This is a genomic window from Pseudomonas sp. 31-12 (genome assembly GCF_003151075.1).
GTDB lineage: Bacteria > Pseudomonadota > Gammaproteobacteria > Pseudomonadales > Pseudomonadaceae > Aquipseudomonas.
The window spans coordinates 6119662-6137262 of record NZ_CP029482.1; the positions used below are offsets into that span (position 1 = coordinate 6119662).

Annotated in this window: 12 protein-coding genes; 6 read left to right on the forward strand and 6 right to left on the reverse strand. The window is 60.7% G+C overall.

Annotation, left to right across the window (positions count from 1 at the left end; translation table 11 throughout):
- The first annotated feature begins 150 nt into the window (after nt 1-150).
- Complete coding sequence (locus DJ564_RS28935; protein WP_109635171.1) at nt 151-555, forward strand: hypothetical protein; 405 nt, start codon at nt 151-153, stop codon at nt 553-555.
- Nucleotides 556-557: 2 nt separating this feature from the next.
- Here DJ564_RS28935 and DJ564_RS28940 read toward each other — a convergent pair whose 3' ends face one another.
- From DJ564_RS28940 to DJ564_RS28965, 6 genes are read right to left on the reverse strand one after another with little or no spacing between them, the layout of a single operon-like run.
- Complete coding sequence (locus DJ564_RS28940) at nt 558-1373, reverse strand: YfaP family protein (protein WP_109635173.1); 816 nt, start codon at nt 1371-1373, stop codon at nt 558-560.
- A gap of 3 nt (nt 1374-1376) precedes the next feature.
- The gene (locus tag DJ564_RS28945; RefSeq protein WP_109635175.1) at nt 1377-2996 is read right to left on the reverse strand and encodes a DUF2300 domain-containing protein; all 1620 of its coding nucleotides are present in this window, start codon (nt 2994-2996) and stop codon (nt 1377-1379) included.
- Between the two features lies 1 nt (nt 2997).
- Nucleotides 2998-7563, reverse strand: a complete 4566-nt coding sequence (locus DJ564_RS28950; protein ID WP_109635177.1) for an alpha-2-macroglobulin — start codon at nt 7561-7563, stop codon at nt 2998-3000.
- Entirely contained in the window at nt 7560-8210 is a 651-nt protein-coding gene (locus tag DJ564_RS28955; RefSeq protein ID WP_109635178.1) for a DUF1175 domain-containing protein, read from the reverse strand. Before DJ564_RS28955 ends, DJ564_RS28950 begins: the two co-directional genes overlap by 4 nt.
- Nucleotides 8195-9907: a DUF2138 domain-containing protein gene (locus tag DJ564_RS28960; RefSeq protein ID WP_109635180.1), complete on the reverse strand. Its 1713-nt coding sequence runs from the start codon at nt 9905-9907 to the stop codon at nt 8195-8197. The genes DJ564_RS28955 and DJ564_RS28960 overlap by 16 nt, the downstream gene beginning before the upstream one ends.
- 36 nt (nt 9908-9943) lie before the next feature.
- A complete protein-coding gene (locus DJ564_RS28965; RefSeq protein ID WP_109635181.1) occupies nt 9944-10735 on the reverse strand; it encodes a YfaP family protein in 792 nt (263 codons plus the stop codon).
- Nucleotides 10736-11012: 277 nt separating this feature from the next.
- Here DJ564_RS28965 and DJ564_RS28970 point away from each other — a divergent pair, with 277 nt between their 5' ends.
- The 5 genes from DJ564_RS28970 to DJ564_RS28990 all read left to right on the forward strand — a co-directional run bounded on the left by DJ564_RS28970 (nt 11013) and on the right by DJ564_RS28990 (nt 17598).
- Nucleotides 11013-12158: a Fic family protein gene (locus DJ564_RS28970; protein ID WP_109635183.1), complete on the forward strand. Its 1146-nt coding sequence runs from the start codon at nt 11013-11015 to the stop codon at nt 12156-12158.
- 260 nt (nt 12159-12418) lie between these two features.
- Nucleotides 12419-12661 carry an exodeoxyribonuclease VII small subunit gene (locus DJ564_RS28975; RefSeq protein WP_007894317.1) on the forward strand — a complete coding sequence of 81 codons (243 nt, stop codon included), beginning with the start codon at nt 12419-12421 and terminating at the stop codon, nt 12659-12661.
- Nucleotides 12658-13560, forward strand: a complete 903-nt coding sequence (gene ispA / locus DJ564_RS28980) for a (2E,6E)-farnesyl diphosphate synthase (protein ID WP_109635185.1) — start codon at nt 12658-12660, stop codon at nt 13558-13560. Before DJ564_RS28975 ends, ispA begins: the two co-directional genes overlap by 4 nt.
- A gap of 91 nt (nt 13561-13651) precedes the next feature.
- Nucleotides 13652-15550, forward strand: a complete 1899-nt coding sequence (gene dxs, locus DJ564_RS28985; protein WP_109635187.1) for a 1-deoxy-D-xylulose-5-phosphate synthase — start codon at nt 13652-13654, stop codon at nt 15548-15550.
- A gap of 164 nt (nt 15551-15714) precedes the next feature.
- Complete coding sequence (locus tag DJ564_RS28990) at nt 15715-17598, forward strand: TonB-dependent receptor domain-containing protein (protein ID WP_109635188.1); 1884 nt, start codon at nt 15715-15717, stop codon at nt 17596-17598.
- Nucleotides 17599-17601 lie beyond the last annotated feature (3 nt).

A 17601-nucleotide genomic window follows, 5' to 3' on the forward strand; every position in this document is an offset into this window, starting at 1 on the left:
TTTGCCTGCCTAGTTCAAGCAATTGTGCAACAGGTTGCTGCCCAATTAATAACCTCGCCCCTAATAAGCCTGTCTCGCTCAAATATCAGCAAAGACCGTCCAACAACCAGTACTCTCCGTCACCTCGACTCCCACCCTCTCTGGCCCTGCATGAAGAACCTGATCGTCACCACAGCCCTGATTTTCTGCCTGACTGGATGTGTCGGCGTACTCGTAGCGGTGCCGGAAAAGACGACACTTAAAACCGACGCCTACCGGGATCTGACTTATCAATCCAGTACGCCGGTGATTACCAGTACGGTCAAATCCTCGCCAACCCGCGAGTGGTGCGGTATTACGCTGTGGGCTGTGATAATTCCGGTGCCATTGAAGCTGCCAGTTTGCGAGTCGTACTACGAACAATCCTTCGGCAACGATGTATTTGGAAATACCGTAGTGCTGCTGAATTCCGAGCAAAAGGTACCCGAACCCTTTTATACCTGCGGCCCATTCATGGTACTTGGGCCGATCAGTCATGGGTATGAAGGCAACGCTCTGTGCGGGACGTTTCCCTAAGATCAGGGATAACTAAACCCCTTAACCAACGTCAACTCTCCCACCGCCCGCATCGGCACCAGAAAAGTCTCCATCTTCTCGTTCGGCGTCCCTTCCTCCGTAATCACCGTCACCTGCGCCGTGGTCAGCGCCTGAACCGCCTCCTCCTGCCCTTCCTCATCACTCCGATACCCGCCCCCGAAGTAATTCACATAAACGAGGTATTGCCCCTTGATCGGCGCCGGCATGGCGAAGATTTCAGGGCCATACCCCGTCGTCACGTCAACATCCAGCGCCGCACCATTAGGCACAACCCGATCGCCATACCAGATGTGCGCACCATCGGGCGTGATGAGGTGCAGATCCAGATCCGTCCCATCGCTGTCCCACGCCAGCAGCACCCGCAACTTGGCCGGTGTGGCACCACCACTGGCATTGAGAAACTGCGTCCGATGCCGTTGCTGTCCATCGGGGCTGCGAACTTCAACGCTGTTGCTGCCATTGGGAAACGAGAACGGTCGATCAAAGCGTCCAGCCGGATCAATCTTCAGCGGCATGCTGACGCCGTTGATGATCAACCGTCCCGGTTCACCGGACTTGGGCGTGGCGTTGATCTGCCCGGTGATACGCGCCGTGTTGGCCTGACCCACCGGGGTGTTCACCGACGAAGCCGGGTAGTTGACGGTCTGACGAAAGCTTTCACCTTCACCTTCGGACGCGCCAGTGCGCCAACCACCAACAGGCGTATCAAGTTTCACGCCGCTATCAGCCGCAAAAACCGTCGGCAATACGCAAAAAGTACAAAGGAACAGGAAGACCTGTGGATAACGGAGTTTCATGGCCTATTCCAGCAAGAGGTGGCGGGCGAGCCCTTCGATGTAGGTTTCATCCTGGCCGTTGGGATGTGCTTCGAAGGCCAGGTGCAGGTATTCGTGGGTCAGGTCGAGGCGGTCTTGCAGCGACAGCACGCCGCGCACGTAGATGCGCTGGCGTTCGCGGTCGACATAGGGGCGGCCGAAGGCCAGGCGGCAGACGGCGAAGGTGCTGACGTCGTTGTAGCCGACTTCGCTTTCCAACCGCGGACGCCAGCCGCGGCGTTGCTTTTGCAGCCAGTCTTGCGCGGCGGGCAGTGCTTCGCAGGAGGCGACGGGGTTGTCCCAGCGGCTGAGGCTGGCGCGCGGGTAGGCGTGCAGCAGGATGGCGTCGTAGCGTTGGCCGGCGTTGGCTTGTTCGACGGCGTGCTGCCAGGACAGTTTGTCCGGGCCGGGTTGGTCGGAGTGATAGGTGACGGTGCTGCCGGCGAGGACCAGGTCGCTGGTCCAGGCGGCGATGTGGCGTGATTCGGCGGTGGCCGGGCGTGGGGCGACGCGTTGGCGGCTGCTGCTGTCGTCGATGCTCAGGCAATCGCCGTGGCGGGTGGCGTTTTGCAGCAGGTAGGTGCGGATGGCGACGGCCAGGGCTTTGGCGGCTTCAGCGGGTTCGGGTTTGGCTTCACGTTGCAGGACACGGGCGACGTACTCTTCACGGTCCAGCCGGGCGACGAGCTTGTCCTTCAACAGAAACAGTTCGCCATCGCTGTGGATATCGAGTTGATTGCCGTTGGCGAATTCGACGCGGTAATCGCCTTGCAAAGGCCCGGAAGCCACAACGTGATCCCCGGCCAGAACACGCCCGATCGGATAACGGGAAAACAGACCGACCTCGACACATCGTCCTGCGTCCGCGGGCCAATCCACCGGCAACACCGAAGCCAACGCAGCCCCGTAATGACGAAGAACCATCTGACTGGTCCCGCGCCCACCCGCCCAGATCGGCGTGCCGTCCGTCATCCAACCGGCAAACCCGCCCTGACGCGACGATGGATCCTGATCGCCCAGCCAGCTCCAGGTTTTCACCCGCAGTCGACCACCGAGTTCGCCAACGACGTTGCCGTCAGCCGCATTGAGCACCACATCGAGCAACACCCGCCGCGCCTGATCCTGAGTCGGCATCACGGCCAGCACCTTCAGCAATTCCGCCACCGACACGCGCGTAGAAGGCTGCAACGAAGGCAAGTCCAGCAACCATTCCGGAGCCTGCCGAGCCTGCCAATATTCCCGCCAGCCAGCATCAGAAATGCCCAATCGCGCCGGATCAAAGTACAAGCCGCACGATTTCACCAACGCCTGATCGCGCTCGATCTTGCCACCCGCCGTGCAGCAATAAACTTCCTCTTTCGACTGCCCGCGACACTCATACGCCGGCTCACGGGCGCCGGTATCCACCAGCCAGCCGTACACAAACAATTTCCACAAACTGCCGAGCGGTGCCTGCACATCAGCAGGCAATGGCTCGCGGGAAATCACCTGAGTCCGGTTCAGCGAAATCAATTCACCCTTGAAGCCCAGTCGCAGCGGTTCGTCCTGCGCTGTCGCCAGCGCAGGAATCAAACACAGCAACCAAAAGACCAGCGCTCGGGTCATGTCAGTTGACCGTGACCTGACCGAGAGCCGGTTTCTGTTCCTGGGCCTGATGTTGTGGCGCGTAGACCTGAGTGAAGCGCACCGGCGGCAGGTCGAACTGGCCTTTCTGCGAGAAGCGCACCAGATGACGCAGGCGCAGTTCGCCGCTCAAGGCATCGACCGGAATGGCATACGCCATCTGGCCCGGTTCGAAACGCGCTTTCTCCAGTGCAGTCGGTTCCGTGCCGGCCTTGCCCATGAGCTTGATGCCCCAAGTCGTGCGCTCGACATCGGCGCCCGGCGGCAGCGGCACTTCAATCATGCCGTAGCGCAACGGCTTGGCGGCTTTGCTGGTGATGATCACTTCGTCCAGATACAGGCCGTCACTGGACAACGGTTTGTTGCCCACCGCTTCAAGCTTGAATTGGAACGCTTCGTCACCCGGCACCAATCGAGACAGGCGCCGGGTGATGGTCACCGCCATCGGCTCAACCGGCGGTTGTTTGGTCTGGAAGCTCAGCGCGGCGCGCAACGGACGTTCCTGCGTTCCGGTCAGCGACAACACCGCCGGCACAGACGAAGCACCCTGCCATGTCCAATACATCTCACCGGTAGCACTGTGTTGTTTTTTCCAGCCTTCACCCGGAGCCAGTGCAATCGTCGGCGACGCTTGCTCGATGCTGCGCTGCAACCAGGTCAGCGCCAACGCGCGCTCCAGGGTTGATTGCTGTGGCAGCAACCGTTGCAACAACGCTTGCGCACGAGCCTGATCGAAGGTTTGCAGCGACAGGTTCAAGGCTTCGGCAAAGGGCTGAGAACTGACCGCCAGACGTTGCTGTGCATCCGGCAGCTGACGATTGAATGCGTCGGGCAAAGCCACCTTCGACTGACGCGCCAGCGATGCCGTCAGCGCACGAGCAGCCGCCAGACCCAATGCGGAATCCGGATCGCTCATGACAAGGCTGTCCCCGCCATCCTCCATCAGGTTCGCCGCATTGCCCTCGCCTGCGTTGGCCAAGTCATCCATCAAACCGCTGAGCAACGTATTGACCGGCAATTGCATCTGCTTGGCGAACGACAGAATCAGCGCCCGCTGCAACAACGGCGTGTTTTTCGCCTGCTTCGAATACACCTCCAGCACTCGCTGCCAATGCTCCGGCGGCAGGCTCAGTTCCAGCGCTTTGCTGGCGTGCCAGTCGGCGTAATAGGCGTAGGCAGTGAGGAACGCATCCGGCTCACCGTCCATGCCCCACCAGGTGAAGCTCGCGGAAGGCCCGGCCATTTGCACCAGGCGCAGGCGGCTGTTCTGCATGATCAGGCGCAAGCGATCGCGGATCTGCGGGTTCGACGACAAGGTCGGATACGCAATGCTCAACGGCAGCAAACGGCTAGCCGTTTGTTCGACGCCGCCGTACGGATAGCTCAGCAAATCATCGAGCGCCGAGCGGAACAGCGCTTGCGGACTGTCATCCAGACGCAGGCGAATATCCGTCGCGTCCGCCGGCAGCGTCAGCGGCGTGTCACCGCTGGCCACGTCCAGGCTCTGGCTTTGCGTCACCTGCCAACCTTCGCCGGTCGCAGTCAGGCGCACGGCCAGGGCATCGGCGGTTTTACCGTCCTGCACCAGTTCGGCGGCCCACTCGCCGGAGGCCAGCGCGAACGCCGGCAGCGCGATGTAGTTGATGCCGTTGTTGAGCGTTACCGGCACGCGCTGCTCGGTGCCGCCGTAATGGATGACCAGTTCAGCCTTGACCGATTTTTCGGCCTGGCTGAAAGCGAACACACCGAGATCCGGTTTGTCGCCATTGCGGAACTTGGTCGGGCCGCTCCACTTCAGGTACAGCGGTTTCTCCGAGCGCACGAATTGCTTCTTCTGCCCGACCTGACCGTCATCGGCGATGGCCCGCGCAGTGATGCGCCAGCGGGTCAGCGAGTCCGGCATTTTGAAGGTGAAGCGGATTTTGCCGTTGGCGTCGGTGATCAACTCAGGTTCCCACGCGGCGGTGTCGACGTCTTCGCGACGCGGCCGCTCCAGCACTTTCACGCCGCGCTCGCTGCGGTTGGCTTTGCCCGGTGCCCCGGGGCTGCCCGGCAGCGCAACGTCGTAGCTGATAAACGACAGACTGGCGCTGGTACGCACGTTGTTGCGGCGCGGGTGGTAGAAGAACTGGTCGATGGTCGGCGCGACTTCCGGTTGCAACGCGTAGACCATTTCATCGACCACGCTGACGGTCAGGTGCGCCGGAATCGGCTTGCCGGCGAACTGGGTAGTCAGGTCGACCGACACGGTATCGCCCGGCTGGTACGACTCTTTATCGGTGGCAATGGCGACGTCGATTTGCGGCGCGATCACCTTGATGCCGGCGTTCTGGAAGCTGTACTGACCGCCCTTGGTGTACAGCACCGAGAACGTCAGGTTCGGCGCGAAATTGTCCTTCACCGGAATGCGCGCGCGGTATTGGGTGTCGCTGAGTTTTTCCATCTTCAGCCAGTCGCCGCCCTTGGACAACAGCGCGGTGGACTCGACCTTGTCGCGTTCCAGCGACAGCAAGGCATCGCTCACTGGCTCAGGGAAAGTGATCAGCGCCAAGGCTTCATCGCCCGCCTTGTACTCGGGTTTGTCGAGAACGATTTCCACGGTGCCGGGCACCGCTTTCACGCCATCGCCCGTGACCGAATGGCCAGTGGCGCCGACGACTCGACCATGGCCATCTTTCAACGTCAGGTTGTAGGTGCCCGGACGGTCGAAGGCCAACGTGAAGCCTTTGTCGGTTGCGGCGAGTTTGCCATCACCGATGCTCTGATCTTCCAGACGCACCCAGCTGTAGCTGCCCGGCGTGACCGCTTTGCTTTCCTCGCTGCCACCTTCATTGGCGTAGCTGAACGCAACTTTGTCGCCTACTGCGCTGAACCGCTGCGGGGCGCTCAAGCGGAAACTGGCGGCACCACGGTCGATGAGGATTTCCTTGGTGGTCTTGACCCGATACGCCGCGCCATCGCTGGCAAACACGGTGAGCATGTAGCGGCTCGGTTTCTCGGCGGCCGGCAGGTCGAGGGTCGCGCTGCCCTTCGAATCCGTGGTCAGTTCGGTGCTGGTCAGTTCCACCGGGAATTGCCCGAGGTATTGCAGCTCGTTGTCGACCATCGACAATTGCTGGGCGCGCAGGCTCAGGCTCAATTTGGCGTTCGCCACCGGCTTGCCGTCCGGGTACAGCAGCACGAGGCTGCCCTTGACCGGTTCGCCGGTGCGGTAATCCTGCTTGGCCAGGTTCAGCGAGATTTCGAAGTGCGGCTTGATGTATTCGGCGACGCGAAATGCGCTGCTGTAAGCCTGATCCTTGTAGCTGAAACGCAGTTCATAACCACCCGCCACCGCGTTATCCGGTAGCTGGAAGCGGCCCTGGGTGCCGGACTTGGAATCGAGTTTCAGCGAGAGCGATTGCAGCGCCGTGCCAGTAGCATCGAGCACGGTGACGTTGACGTCGGCAGCGGTCGGCTGCACCGAGTCCCGGGCATTCTTGAACTCGCGGCCGACGATTTTCAGCGACACCCAATCCCCCGGCCGATACAGCGGCCGATCGGTGAAGGCATAGAGTTTGGTGTCGTAGATTTCGCTGTCGTAATAGAAGTTCTCGGAGACGAATACACCGCCCTCCTCGTCCTCGCCGATCACGAACGAACGCTCCGGGCTGACGTGTTTGAGGCGTAGCAAACCATCGGTATCGGTGGCGCCGCTGCTCATCACGCCCAAGCCATCGGTCCACAGCACATTCACTTTTGGTACCGAACTGCCTTCGTGTTTGCGCGCGGCCCAGACCAGCAATTCATCACCGGCAATCTTGCTCACGGCGACGGTGTTGGAGACAAAGACCATGGTGGTCGCGCGGTACTTGCCGATCAGCGCTTCCACCAGGTACAAACCCGGTTTCAGGTTGCCCAGCGGAATGTAAACGTTGCCCGGTGCGACGCTGACGAACTCACTGGAAGAACCGGCCAGATTCACACCGGTAGGCGGCTGGATCGGCTTGGCTTGCCACAGCGGATAACGGAACTGACTGACCACCGGCAAACCCGGGATCAATGCGAATTGCGGCTGTGCGTCGTAAGGCGTTGGCGCGGCAATCGCGCTGCCCATCTTCAGTTCCGGCACTTCCTCGGTGACTTGTTTACGGGACTCGTAGGAAAACGCCCGCTGCATCACGCGACGGGATTTGCGATACCAGTTGTCCCACAGGTACGCGAGGGTGTTCGACAGCCCTTCGCCCTTGAACTGGCCGTCACTGACCACGCGGTGCAGGTTCTTCTGGCGCTTGAGGAAATCCAGCGGTTTGTCGATGCGATACACGCGGATGTCGGCGCCGCCGTAAGGCTCCATGCGGAACCGGCGATAGTCGCGGCCCGGCGCTTCGAGGCGCACCATCGCCTGTTCGTCGCTGGCGAAACTGCTGTCCGCCAGCAGGAAAAAGCTTTCACCGGCCACCGGCGTGTAGCCGCTCGGCTCGACGGAGTCTTCAGCGTTGACTGCTGAAAACGGCAACACCAGGAGCAACAGCAAAGGCAGAAAACGCAACATGCGGGCACCGATCATTGGGAGAGGAAGTTCAGTCGATAGACGCCGATGAAGTTGGGGTTGGCTGCGTCGGGTATCCATCGGGTGTCCTTCCATGTCATGAGTTGCTGCAGGCTCGCGGAACGCATGCCGTTGTCTGTGGGGGTGGTGGTGCCGGTGTGATAAGCGATGTAGCGGCCCATCCAGATCATCAGGTGCTGGTCGTCGCCCTGATCGAAAAACATCAGGTCGCCAGGCCGGGCCTGCGATACGTCGCGGCCCACCAGATGACTGTTGAACTGGATCAGTTTGATTGCGTTGACGTACGGCCCGACCTTGCCGCCGCCCTGCTGCCACTGCTGGGCGAGGCCGCGTTGGGCTTCGCTCAGTGGCAGCTCTGGCGGCAGGTAACGGTTGGACAGGCCATTGCTGCGCAGCCATTTATCGTCGTGGACTTTCAGCGCTTCGTTGGCGGCGAAACGCACCAGACCCGCACAGTCCTGCTGATACCAGCGCGGACTCGGGCCTTGGGTCAGTTGTTCCTGGGCGATGCGCACGAACCAGGCGCGGAACACCTGGGATTGCTGCGGATCCAGCGCTGCCGCTTCTGTGGCAAATGCGCGACTGCCCAGCAACATCGCCAGCAGGCCGAGGCCTCGGATGAGTGCGGTCACAGGGCTTTCCATTCCAGCGGCAGCCACTGCCAATGGCCGTCAGGCTCACTGCCTTCAGGCAAGGTCAGGGCGTATTTTCCGTAACCGCCGAGCTTGCGCAGTTTCGGGATCAGGTAGGTTTGCGCGGCGTTGTAGAACACCGGTTCCATGTCCTGCGGCAGGCTGTCGAGGGTTTCCTGTTGCATCAGTTGCGCCATGGCATCCGGGCCGAAGTAGACCGGCATCAGCAGGTCTTTCGGCACCACGTCGGCCATCGGCGGGAAGCGTTTGTCGAGGGTGCCGAGTGCCTTGTCCACGAGCTTGTCGTCGAGGGAGAACAGCAACGTCGAACCGTGACGCGTCAGGCTGACCTTCATGAACGCCTTGCCGGTGATCGCATCCGGGGTCTCGGCATCCTTGGCTTTATAAGGACCGAAGTTGGAGCTGACCTGGCGCTGCCATTGATGGCTTTGGCCTTCCTGCTTCTCGACCACCGGGAACGCGTGTTCTTCAACGTTGCCTTCGTAGGCGCCGACCATCGAGCCGAACAGAGTGCCCAGGTCGCCGTCGAGTTTGGCGCTGTCATCATCGTTCAGGCTGGCCACCAGCAACGGCGTGTACAGCCGCGAATCGGCGTACCAGCAGAGTCCGGCCGCACCGGCCATGTGTTCGGTCAGGGACTGGGCCACGGTTTCGTCGGCGCCCAGTTTCACTAGCAGCGGTTTCTGTTGTTCGGCGGCGAGCGGCAAGGCCACGCAAGCACTGGCGCCCATCGGCATGGCTTGCCAGATCGGTTTGAAATCGAAGTCCGGCTGGTTGTCCAGTTCGTCCATGGCGAGGAAGCTGTGCCAGCCCTTGTCGTCCATGTCGAAGCGCAGGCCGGCGAAGTTCGGGATGAAACGCTGGTAACCCATGGCCAGAACGCTGGCGTTGACCGACAAGCGTTGTTTCACTTCAGGCGTGCGCGGTGGCAGGCCGAAGGCTTCGGGGAACAGTTTCTGACCGCCGAGCAGTGCTTCCAGCGCTTGGGTCGACACCATGCCGCGCTCGTCAGTCGGGCCGTGGCCGGTGTCATACAGCTTCGAAGGGTTGGACAGCACCACCAACTTGTCGCCATAGGAGACGAACACCAACGCTTTGCTGTTGTTATAGGTCAGTTGATACAGCGGCACCGCATCGCCGGCGACCTTGATTTCACCGAGCTGGGTCAGCTGCGTATCATCCAGTGCCACTTTGGCCAGCGGCTCCAGCACCTTGGCCAGACCACCGCGATCCATCACCAACAAAAAGTCTTTCAGACGACCATCCGCCCCGCGCCACAACGCCACATCCGCCGGCTGATCGAAGAGTTGCTCGATCAGGCTGTCCTGCAATTTCAGGTCATGCTCGTAAATGATCCGCCGCAGGCTGCCAATCAAGCCGAGGCGATCGGCATGCGCTTCGTAATAGAAGACGAAATCTTCGGTCAGGGTTTCCTTGAGGAACGGCACGGCCAGCAAGTCCTTGGGCAACTGGCTCAAGGAGTGGGTTTCGAGCAGGCCGTCCGGGCGGCTCATGCCCAGTTTGTCACTGGCCAACTCTGCCGGTGGCGCCTTGGGTTTGTGCATGAACCAGCCCAGTCCGGCCGCGACGCCGGCCACCAGGCACAGTCCGATCAGCACGGCTGGCCAGCGCCGGGAAGGTTTGGCGGCCGGTGCGTCAGCGGCAGGAGTCACAGTGTTATCACTCATTTCACAAAGCCCAATTCATCCGTGGAGGCGGGATGCTTAATAGTTGAAAGTCTTGACCAGCAGCAGGTCACCGATGGCCCGCAGGGGCACGATGAAGGTCTCGCGTTTTTCGTCGACGGTGTTTTCGTTGAGCACCAGGTTGATCTGCGAAGTGATCACCTCGTTCTGGTTGCTGGTCTCATCGAAGTTATAGCCGCCGCTGCCGAAGTTGCCCCAATAGTTCACGTAAACCAGATAGGTGCCATGCATCGGTGCGGTCATGGTGAACATTTCCGGGCCAGGGCCATCGACACCGTCCGGGTCCAGGCCGCCGCCGTTGCTCATCGCCGGGCGAGCCCAGAACGCATGCTGGCCGTCGGGGGTCACGATGTGCAGATCGAGTTCGGCTTTCGGATCGTCCCATCCCAGCACCACGCGAATCCACGCCGGGGTGCGCAGGTTGTTCGCTTCATAAAATTGAACGCGCTTGAGGGATTTGCCTTCGACACTGCGCACTTCGACGCTGTTGGAGCCGGCACCGAACGCATACGGCCGGGCGAAACGCCCTTGGTCGTCGGTGTACAGATTCAGGGGATTGCCGTTGACCGCCAGCGTGTGCGGCCCGCGTTGCGTGCCGATGGCCTTGAGCTGGCCCTGGATCATCGTGCGATTACGCTGCACGCCCCGGTCGATGGGCGGCGTGGGATAGGCGACTTGAGGGTATTCGCTGCGATCGAGCAGGCCGTTGTAGCGCCAGCCGCCGACCGGTTCCGACAGCTCAGCCGTCGACTCGGCCCAGGCAGCGGTCGCGCAGACCCACCCCATCAGCACTAGAAGAAATGAACGCATGTGACGCCTCCTGCCATGCATAACGAAACCTTGCACCCGATCCTCGGCGCGTTACAGATCCAAAAACTGCGTTTCGTCAGAAAGACCCGTGACTATTGGGTCGTAGAAGGCGCGAAGGTTAGCCATTTGGCGGTTTTTTAACAATCGGATACATCTATATTTGCGGTAGGAATCACGGTGATTTTTGGACGTGAGCCGAATAAAGAGGTTATTCGGCTCACGAAATGAGCCGAATACGACTATCATTCGGCTCATTGACCTTGGAGCACCTGAATTCATGGCACCTCACTGGATCTGGCAACAGCCCGAATGGCCGAATTTCAACTGGCAAGCCGAGCGCCTGACACCGCTGCTGCGTGAGTGCGTGCAGGCGCAAGGCCGGTTGATGGGCATGGCCAGTTCCGTGGGTGGCTCGCTAAGTGCGCAGAGCGAACTGGATGCGTTGTTGCAAAACATCGTGACGTCTTCCGCTATCGAAGGTGAACAGCTCAATGTTGGCTCGGTCCGCTCTTCGCTGGCGCGGCGCCTGGGTCTGGAACAGGTCGATGGCGATCACGTCAGTCAGCGCAGCGAAGGTCTGGCGGAGTTGATGCTCGATGCCACCCAGCACTTTGCGAAACCGCTGACGCTGGAGCGATTGCTGGAATGGCATGAGTGGCTGTTTCCGGATCAGGACACTGACCTTGCTGCTCGAGCGATGCATGTCGGCGCGTTACGCGGCGATGAGCCGATGCAGGTAGTTTCAGGCCGGCTCGACAGACCGACCATTCACTTTGAAGCGCCTCCCCGTCGTGGCCTTGAGCAACAACTCGATACGTTCCTTGCCTGGTTTGAAGCCAGCCGAAGTCAGGAAGGGCTCGATCCATTGCTGCGGGCCGGCATCGTGCACTTCTGGTTCGTCACCTTGCACCCCTTCGACGATGGCAATGGCCGCCTGACACGCACCCTCACCGATCTGGCGCTGGCTCAGGGCGAGGCACAGGCCATCCGTTTCTATGCGATGTCAGCGAGCATTCTTGAGGATCGCGCTGGCTATTATCGGGCGCTGGAAGCCAGCCAGAAGGCGACGACGGATATTACTGATTGGTTGGAATGGTTTCTGAAAACCTTGCTGCGCAGCTTGCATCAGGCCATGGCGCGGATCGAATCGGTGCTGGGCAAGGCGCGTTTCTGGCAGACGCATCGGCAGTCCCCCTTAACGGCGGAACAGACCAAAGTGCTGAATCGCCTGCTTGATGGCGGGGAGCGCGGTTTCGAGCATGGCATCAGTGCGGCGCAGTATCAGGCAGTGGCGAAAGTATCCAAAGCTACTGCCACTCGTCATCTGAGCGAACTGTTGGAGAAAGGCTACCTGAAGCGTCTACCAGGCGGCGGGCGCAATACTCGCTACCAGATCAGCTACCCCGATGCCTCCACCGATTAATCAGGATCAACGCTGTCCTGTGGCGAGGGAGCTTGCTCCCGCTCGGCTGCGCAGCAGTCGTAAATTGCTGAATGCGGTCTTCTTGAAAAAACCTGGGTGAATGGTCTTGGGGCCGCTGCGCGACCCAGCGGGAGCAAGCTCCCTCGCCACAAGGGGTGTTTTCAACTTGGGATCAAGGCTCAAAAACCCGCCCTCATTTGCCCATAACCCCCATGTCTGCTAGTGTCGCGCCGGTTTAACGTCAACCGGAAATAGCCGCCATGGCCCGCAAAAAAGCTGCACTGGATTTCGAACAATCCCTCGCTGACCTGCAAACGCTGGTAGAGCGTCTGGAGAACGGCGAATTGTCGCTGGAAGACTCGCTGACGGCTTTCGAGCAAGGCATCGGTCTGACCCGCGATTGCCAGGCGGCGCTGGCCCAGGCCGAGCAAAAGGTTCAAGTGCTGCTCGAACGTGATGGCGAGCTGGCCGAGGAACCCTTCGACGCGGATCAGCCAGAATGATTGCAGCGTATTCGGCGACCAGCCAGGCCCGCGTCAACGCCGCACTGGAAACCTTGTTCAACGCGCCGAGCCCTGAGCTCGCGCGCTTGTACGAAGCCATGCGCTACAGCGTGATGAATGGCGGCAAACGGGTTCGCCCGCTACTGGCCTACGCCGCGTGCGAAGCGCTCGGTGGCAAGGCCGAGCAAGCCAACGGTGCGGCCTGCGCCGTTGAGCTGATTCACGCTTATTCCCTGGTGCATGACGATTTGCCGGCCATGGACGACGACGATCTGCGTCGTGGCCAGCCGACCACGCACAAGAAATTCGATGAAGCCTGCGCAATTCTGGCCGGTGACGGCTTGCAGAGCCTGGCGTTCAGCGCCCTGCTTGATCCGCGCCTGAGCAACTCTGACGCTGCTCTCACCTCCGATCACCTTCGCCTGCAAATGGTCAGTGCGCTGGCATTGGCGGCAGGCCCGGCCGGTATGGTCGGCGGCCAAGCCATCGACCTCGGTTCGGTTGGTCTGAAACTCGATCAAAAAGCCCTCGAAACCATGCACCGGCACAAGACCGGCGCGCTGATCGAGGTCAGCGTCAAACTCGGCGCCCTGGCCAGTGGCCGCGCCGAGAAGGACGAACTGAAGTCCTTGCAGACTTATGCACAGGCCATCGGTCTGGCGTTTCAGGTGCAGGACGACATTCTCGACGTCGAAAGCGATACCGAAACCCTCGGCAAACGTCAGGGCGCCGACATCGCTCGTGACAAGCCGACCTACCCGGCCCTGCTCGGCCTCGACGCGGCCAAGGCTTACGCCCTGGAATTGCGCGATCAAGCCCTGCATGCGCTGCGACCGTTTGACGCGGCCGCCGAGCCGTTGCGCGATCTGGCCCGCTACATCGTCGAACGGCGCAGCTGACAGCGTATCCGCCAAAAAAGAGCAACGCGTGGGCAGGGGGCGATGCATCAGGTAAACTGCCGCATCTTTTATACCTATAACGATTCGCCTGATGCCCACGACGTTTCATGAGATTCCCCGCAAGCGCCCGACCACGCCCCTGCTCGACCGTGCCAACACGCCGGACGGCCTGCGCCGGTTAGGCGAAGCCGAGCTGGAAACCCTGGCCGATGAGTTGCGCCTGGAATTGCTCTACACGGTCGGACAGACCGGCGGGCATTTCGGTGCCGGCCTGGGCGTCATCGAGCTGACCATCGCGTTGCATTACGTCTTTGACACACCGGACGACCGGCTGGTGTGGGACGTGGGTCATCAGGCCTATCCGCACAAAATCCTCACCGGCCGTCGCGAGCGCATGGGCACCCTGCGCCAGAAGGACGGCGTTGCGGCTTTCCCGCGTCGCTCCGAGAGCGAGTACGACACCTTTGGCGTCGGTCACTCCAGCACCTCGATCAGCGCAGCGCTGGGCATGGCCATTGCCGCCCGTCTGCAGAACAGTGATCGCAAGGCCATTGCTGTGATCGGCGACGGTGCTCTGACCGCGGGCATGGCGTTCGAGGCGCTGAACCATGCGCCGGAAGTGAACGCCAACATGCTGGTGATCCTCAACGACAACGACATGTCGATCTCGCGCAACGTTGGCGGGCTGTCGAATTATCTGGCGAAGATCCTCTCCAGCCGCACTTACGCGAGCATGCGTGAAGGCAGCAAAAAGGTCCTGTCGCGCCTGCCCGGCGCCTGGGAAATCGCCCGTCGCACTGAAGAATACGCCAAAGGCATGCTGGTTCCCGGCACGCTGTTCGAAGAGCTGGGCTGGAACTACATCGGCCCGATTGATGGCCACGACCTGCCGACCCTGATCGCCACCCTGCGCAACATGCGCGATCTGAAAGGCCCGCAGTTCCTGCACGTCGTCACCAAGAAAGGCAAAGGCTTCGCCCCCGCAGAAGTCGACCCGATCGGTTACCACGCCATCACCAAGCTTGAACCTGTTGATGCGCCGGCCGCGGCGCCGAAGAAATCCGGCGGACCGAAGTATTCCGGCGTGTTCGGCGAATGGCTGTGCGACATGGCCGCGTCTGACCCGCGCTTGGTGGGCATCACTCCCGCGATGAAGGAAGGCTCCGATCTGGTGGCCTTCAGCGAGCGTTTCCCGCTGCGCTATTTCGATGTGGCGATTGCCGAACAGCATGCTGTGACCCTCGCCGCCGGCATGGCCTGCGAAGGTGCGAAACCGGTGGTGGCTATCTATTCGACGTTCCTGCAACGCGGTTACGACCAACTGATTCATGACGTCGCGGTGCAAAACCTCGACGTGCTGTTCGCCATCGACCGCGCAGGGCTGGTGGGCGAAGACGGCCCGACGCATGCGGGCAGCTTCGACCTGTCGTTCCTGCGCTGCATCCCCGGCATGCTGGTGATGACCCCGAGCGACGAAAACGAACTGCGCAAAATGCTCACCACCGGTCACTTGTTCAACGGCCCGGCGGCGGTGCGTTACCCGCGCGGTAGCGGCCCGAATGCAACGATCGAGAAAGACCTGCAACCGATCGAAATCGGCAAAGGCGTGGTTCGTCGCCAGGGCAACAAAGTCGCCCTGCTGGTGTTCGGTGTGCAACTGGCCGAGGCGCTGAAAGTCGCCGAGAAGCTGGATGCGACCGTGGTCGACATGCGTTTCGTCAAGCCGCTGGATGAAGAACTTGTTCGCGAAATCGCTGGCAGCCACGAGTTGCTGGTGACCATCGAAGAGAACGCGATCATGGGCGGTGCCGGTGGCGCGGTCAGCGAATTCCTTGCCCGTGAAAACATCCTCAAATCGATGCTGCATCTGGGCTTGCCGGACAGTTACGTCGAGCATGCGAAGCCTGCGCAGATGCTGGCCGAGTGTGGGCTGGATGAGGCAGGGATCGAGGCTTCGGTGCGTGAGCGCCTGACCCTGCTCAACATCTGAATAAATGCAAAACCCCTTGTGGGAGCGGGCTTGCTCGCGAATGCGGCGTATCAATCAGCATAGATGTTGACTGATACGCCGCATTCGCGAGCAAGCCCGCTCCCACATTGGTTTTCTGTGACTTTCAAAATTTGTGTTCGCCTTAAAGCGCCAACGGATTGCCGATGAAACTCTCCCCCCTCGCCCTGACGCTGACCCTGCTGCCGGCCGGCCAACTCTTGGCTGACACCTTCGAACGCGATCAAGCCCTGAAGCTCCCCGAAGTGCTGATCAGCGCCAACCGTCAGGTCGAAGCGCGCAACGACAGCAGCGCCGCCAACACCGTCTTCACCCGCGAAGACATCGACCGCCTGCAACCGAGCAGTGTCACGGACTTGCTAAGTCGTGTGCCGGGTGTGCAGGTCGGGCAAACCGGCGGGCGCGGCAGTCTGCCGGGGATTTACATTCGCGGGACGAAGTCGGCGCAGAGCCTGGTGCTGGTGGATGGTCAACGCATCGGCAACTCGACTTCCGGCGACAGCAACCTGCAACACATCAACATCGAACAGGTCGAGCGCGTGGAAGTGTTGCGCGGCTCCCGCTCGGTGATTTATGGCAGTGATGCAATTGGCGGCGTTATCCAGATTTTCACCCGGCGTGGCGTCGAACAAGGCCTGCAACCGCGTCTGCACGCTGGATTTGGCAGCAACCAGACGTGGGAGCGAAGCCTGGGGTTGTCCGGTGGCAATGAAAAAACCCGTTTCAACCTTGGCGCCAGCCTCGATGAAACAGCCGGAATTAATCGCACCCACGAGTCGTATCCCAGTGATGGCGATCACGATGAGTATCGCAATAAATCGGTGAGTTTGAGCTTGAGCCATGCCCTCACCGATGACATCGAAATCGGTGCCAACGCTCTCGATAATCGCGGCAAAAGCGAGTTCGACAATCCATTTGGCCGCTTCGACACGACGACCTTCGAATCGCTCCAGCAGCAGCCTTACAGCGACTTTGCCGTAAGCAGCATCAGCAGTTATGTCGATGCCCGGGTTAACGGTCTCTGGAAAACCCGTGTCGAATTCGCTCACAGTGAAAACCGCGAGAAGACACTGGACACGCTCAGCGATGAGCGCAGCGTGTTCAACACGTACCGTGATTCGGTGAATTGGCAGAACGACCTGACGCTCAATGAGCGCAACAGCCTGATTCTCGGCGGCGACTGGTACGAAGACCGGATCAACAGCAGCACCCCGTTCGACGAGGACAGCCGCTGGAACCGCGCGGCGTTTATCCAGCATCGCTATCAGGCGGACAACTTTTCCACGGAACTGGGTCTGCGCCGGGACCAGAACCAGCAGTTCGGTGGACAGAACAGCTGGAGCGGCACCTTCACGCTGCCGCTGAACCCGGACAACGACGTGCTGCTGACCTACAGCGAAGGTTTCCGCGCACCGACTTTCAATGACTTGTACTACCCGGATTTCAGCAATCCGGACCTGACGCCTGAAACCTCGAAAAGCTACGAGCTGCAATGGCGCAGCCAATTGACCGAGACCAGTCGCCTCGAAGCTTCGCTGTATCGCACGGACCTTGAAGACGCGATTATCTTCGGCAGTAACTCACGGCCGCAGAACGTGGCTTCAGCGCGTATCAACGGGTTCGAAGCGACACTGAAACAGGAACTGTTCGGCTGGCAGAGCAACCTCGGCGTGGCGATCATCGACCCACGGGATCGCGACAGTGGCCATACCCTGGCCCGTCGTGCGCGGCGGACCTTGAGCCTGGATCTGGATCGACAGTTCGACCGGCTAGGCCTCGGCGCCAGTTGGCAGGCGGTGAGCAGCAGCTATGACGATGAGAACAATCTGCAGCCGCTGGGCGGGTATGCGTTGCTGGGGTTGCGCAGTAGCTGGAAATTGAATCGTGAGATCAAGCTTGAGCTGAAGGTCGATAACCTGCTGGACAAGGGTTATAGCCGGGCGTTGTACAGCCATGATGGCAGTCAAAACGGGTATCGCGAGGAAGGTCGGGCGTGGATGTTCGGGGTGACCTGGACGCCGGAGCTCTAAGAG

Bases quoted from the DNA above. Each gene is read 5' to 3' on its own strand.
- DJ564_RS28935 (WP_109635171.1), top strand. From the start codon at position 151: ATGAAGAACCTGATCGTCACCACAGCCCTGATTTTCTGCCTGACTGGA.
- DJ564_RS28940 (WP_109635173.1), bottom strand. From the start codon at position 1,373: ATGAAACTCCGTTATCCACAGGTCTTCCTGTTCCTTTGTACTTTTTGC.
- DJ564_RS28945 (WP_109635175.1), bottom strand. From the start codon at position 2,996: ATGACCCGAGCGCTGGTCTTTTGGTTGCTGTGTTTGATTCCTGCGCTG.
- DJ564_RS28950 (WP_109635177.1), bottom strand. From the start codon at position 7,563: ATGATCGGTGCCCGCATGTTGCGTTTTCTGCCTTTGCTGTTGCTCCTG.
- DJ564_RS28955 (WP_109635178.1), bottom strand. From the start codon at position 8,210: ATGGAAAGCCCTGTGACCGCACTCATCCGAGGCCTCGGCCTGCTGGCG.
- DJ564_RS28960 (WP_109635180.1), bottom strand. From the start codon at position 9,907: ATGAGTGATAACACTGTGACTCCTGCCGCTGACGCACCGGCCGCCAAA.
- DJ564_RS28965 (WP_109635181.1), bottom strand. From the start codon at position 10,735: ATGCGTTCATTTCTTCTAGTGCTGATGGGGTGGGTCTGCGCGACCGCT.
- DJ564_RS28970 (WP_109635183.1), top strand. From the start codon at position 11,013: ATGGCACCTCACTGGATCTGGCAACAGCCCGAATGGCCGAATTTCAAC.
- DJ564_RS28975 (WP_007894317.1), top strand. From the start codon at position 12,419: ATGGCCCGCAAAAAAGCTGCACTGGATTTCGAACAATCCCTCGCTGAC.
- ispA (WP_109635185.1), top strand. From the start codon at position 12,658: ATGATTGCAGCGTATTCGGCGACCAGCCAGGCCCGCGTCAACGCCGCA.
- dxs (WP_109635187.1), top strand. From the start codon at position 13,652: ATGCCCACGACGTTTCATGAGATTCCCCGCAAGCGCCCGACCACGCCC.
- DJ564_RS28990 (WP_109635188.1), top strand. From the start codon at position 15,715: ATGAAACTCTCCCCCCTCGCCCTGACGCTGACCCTGCTGCCGGCCGGC.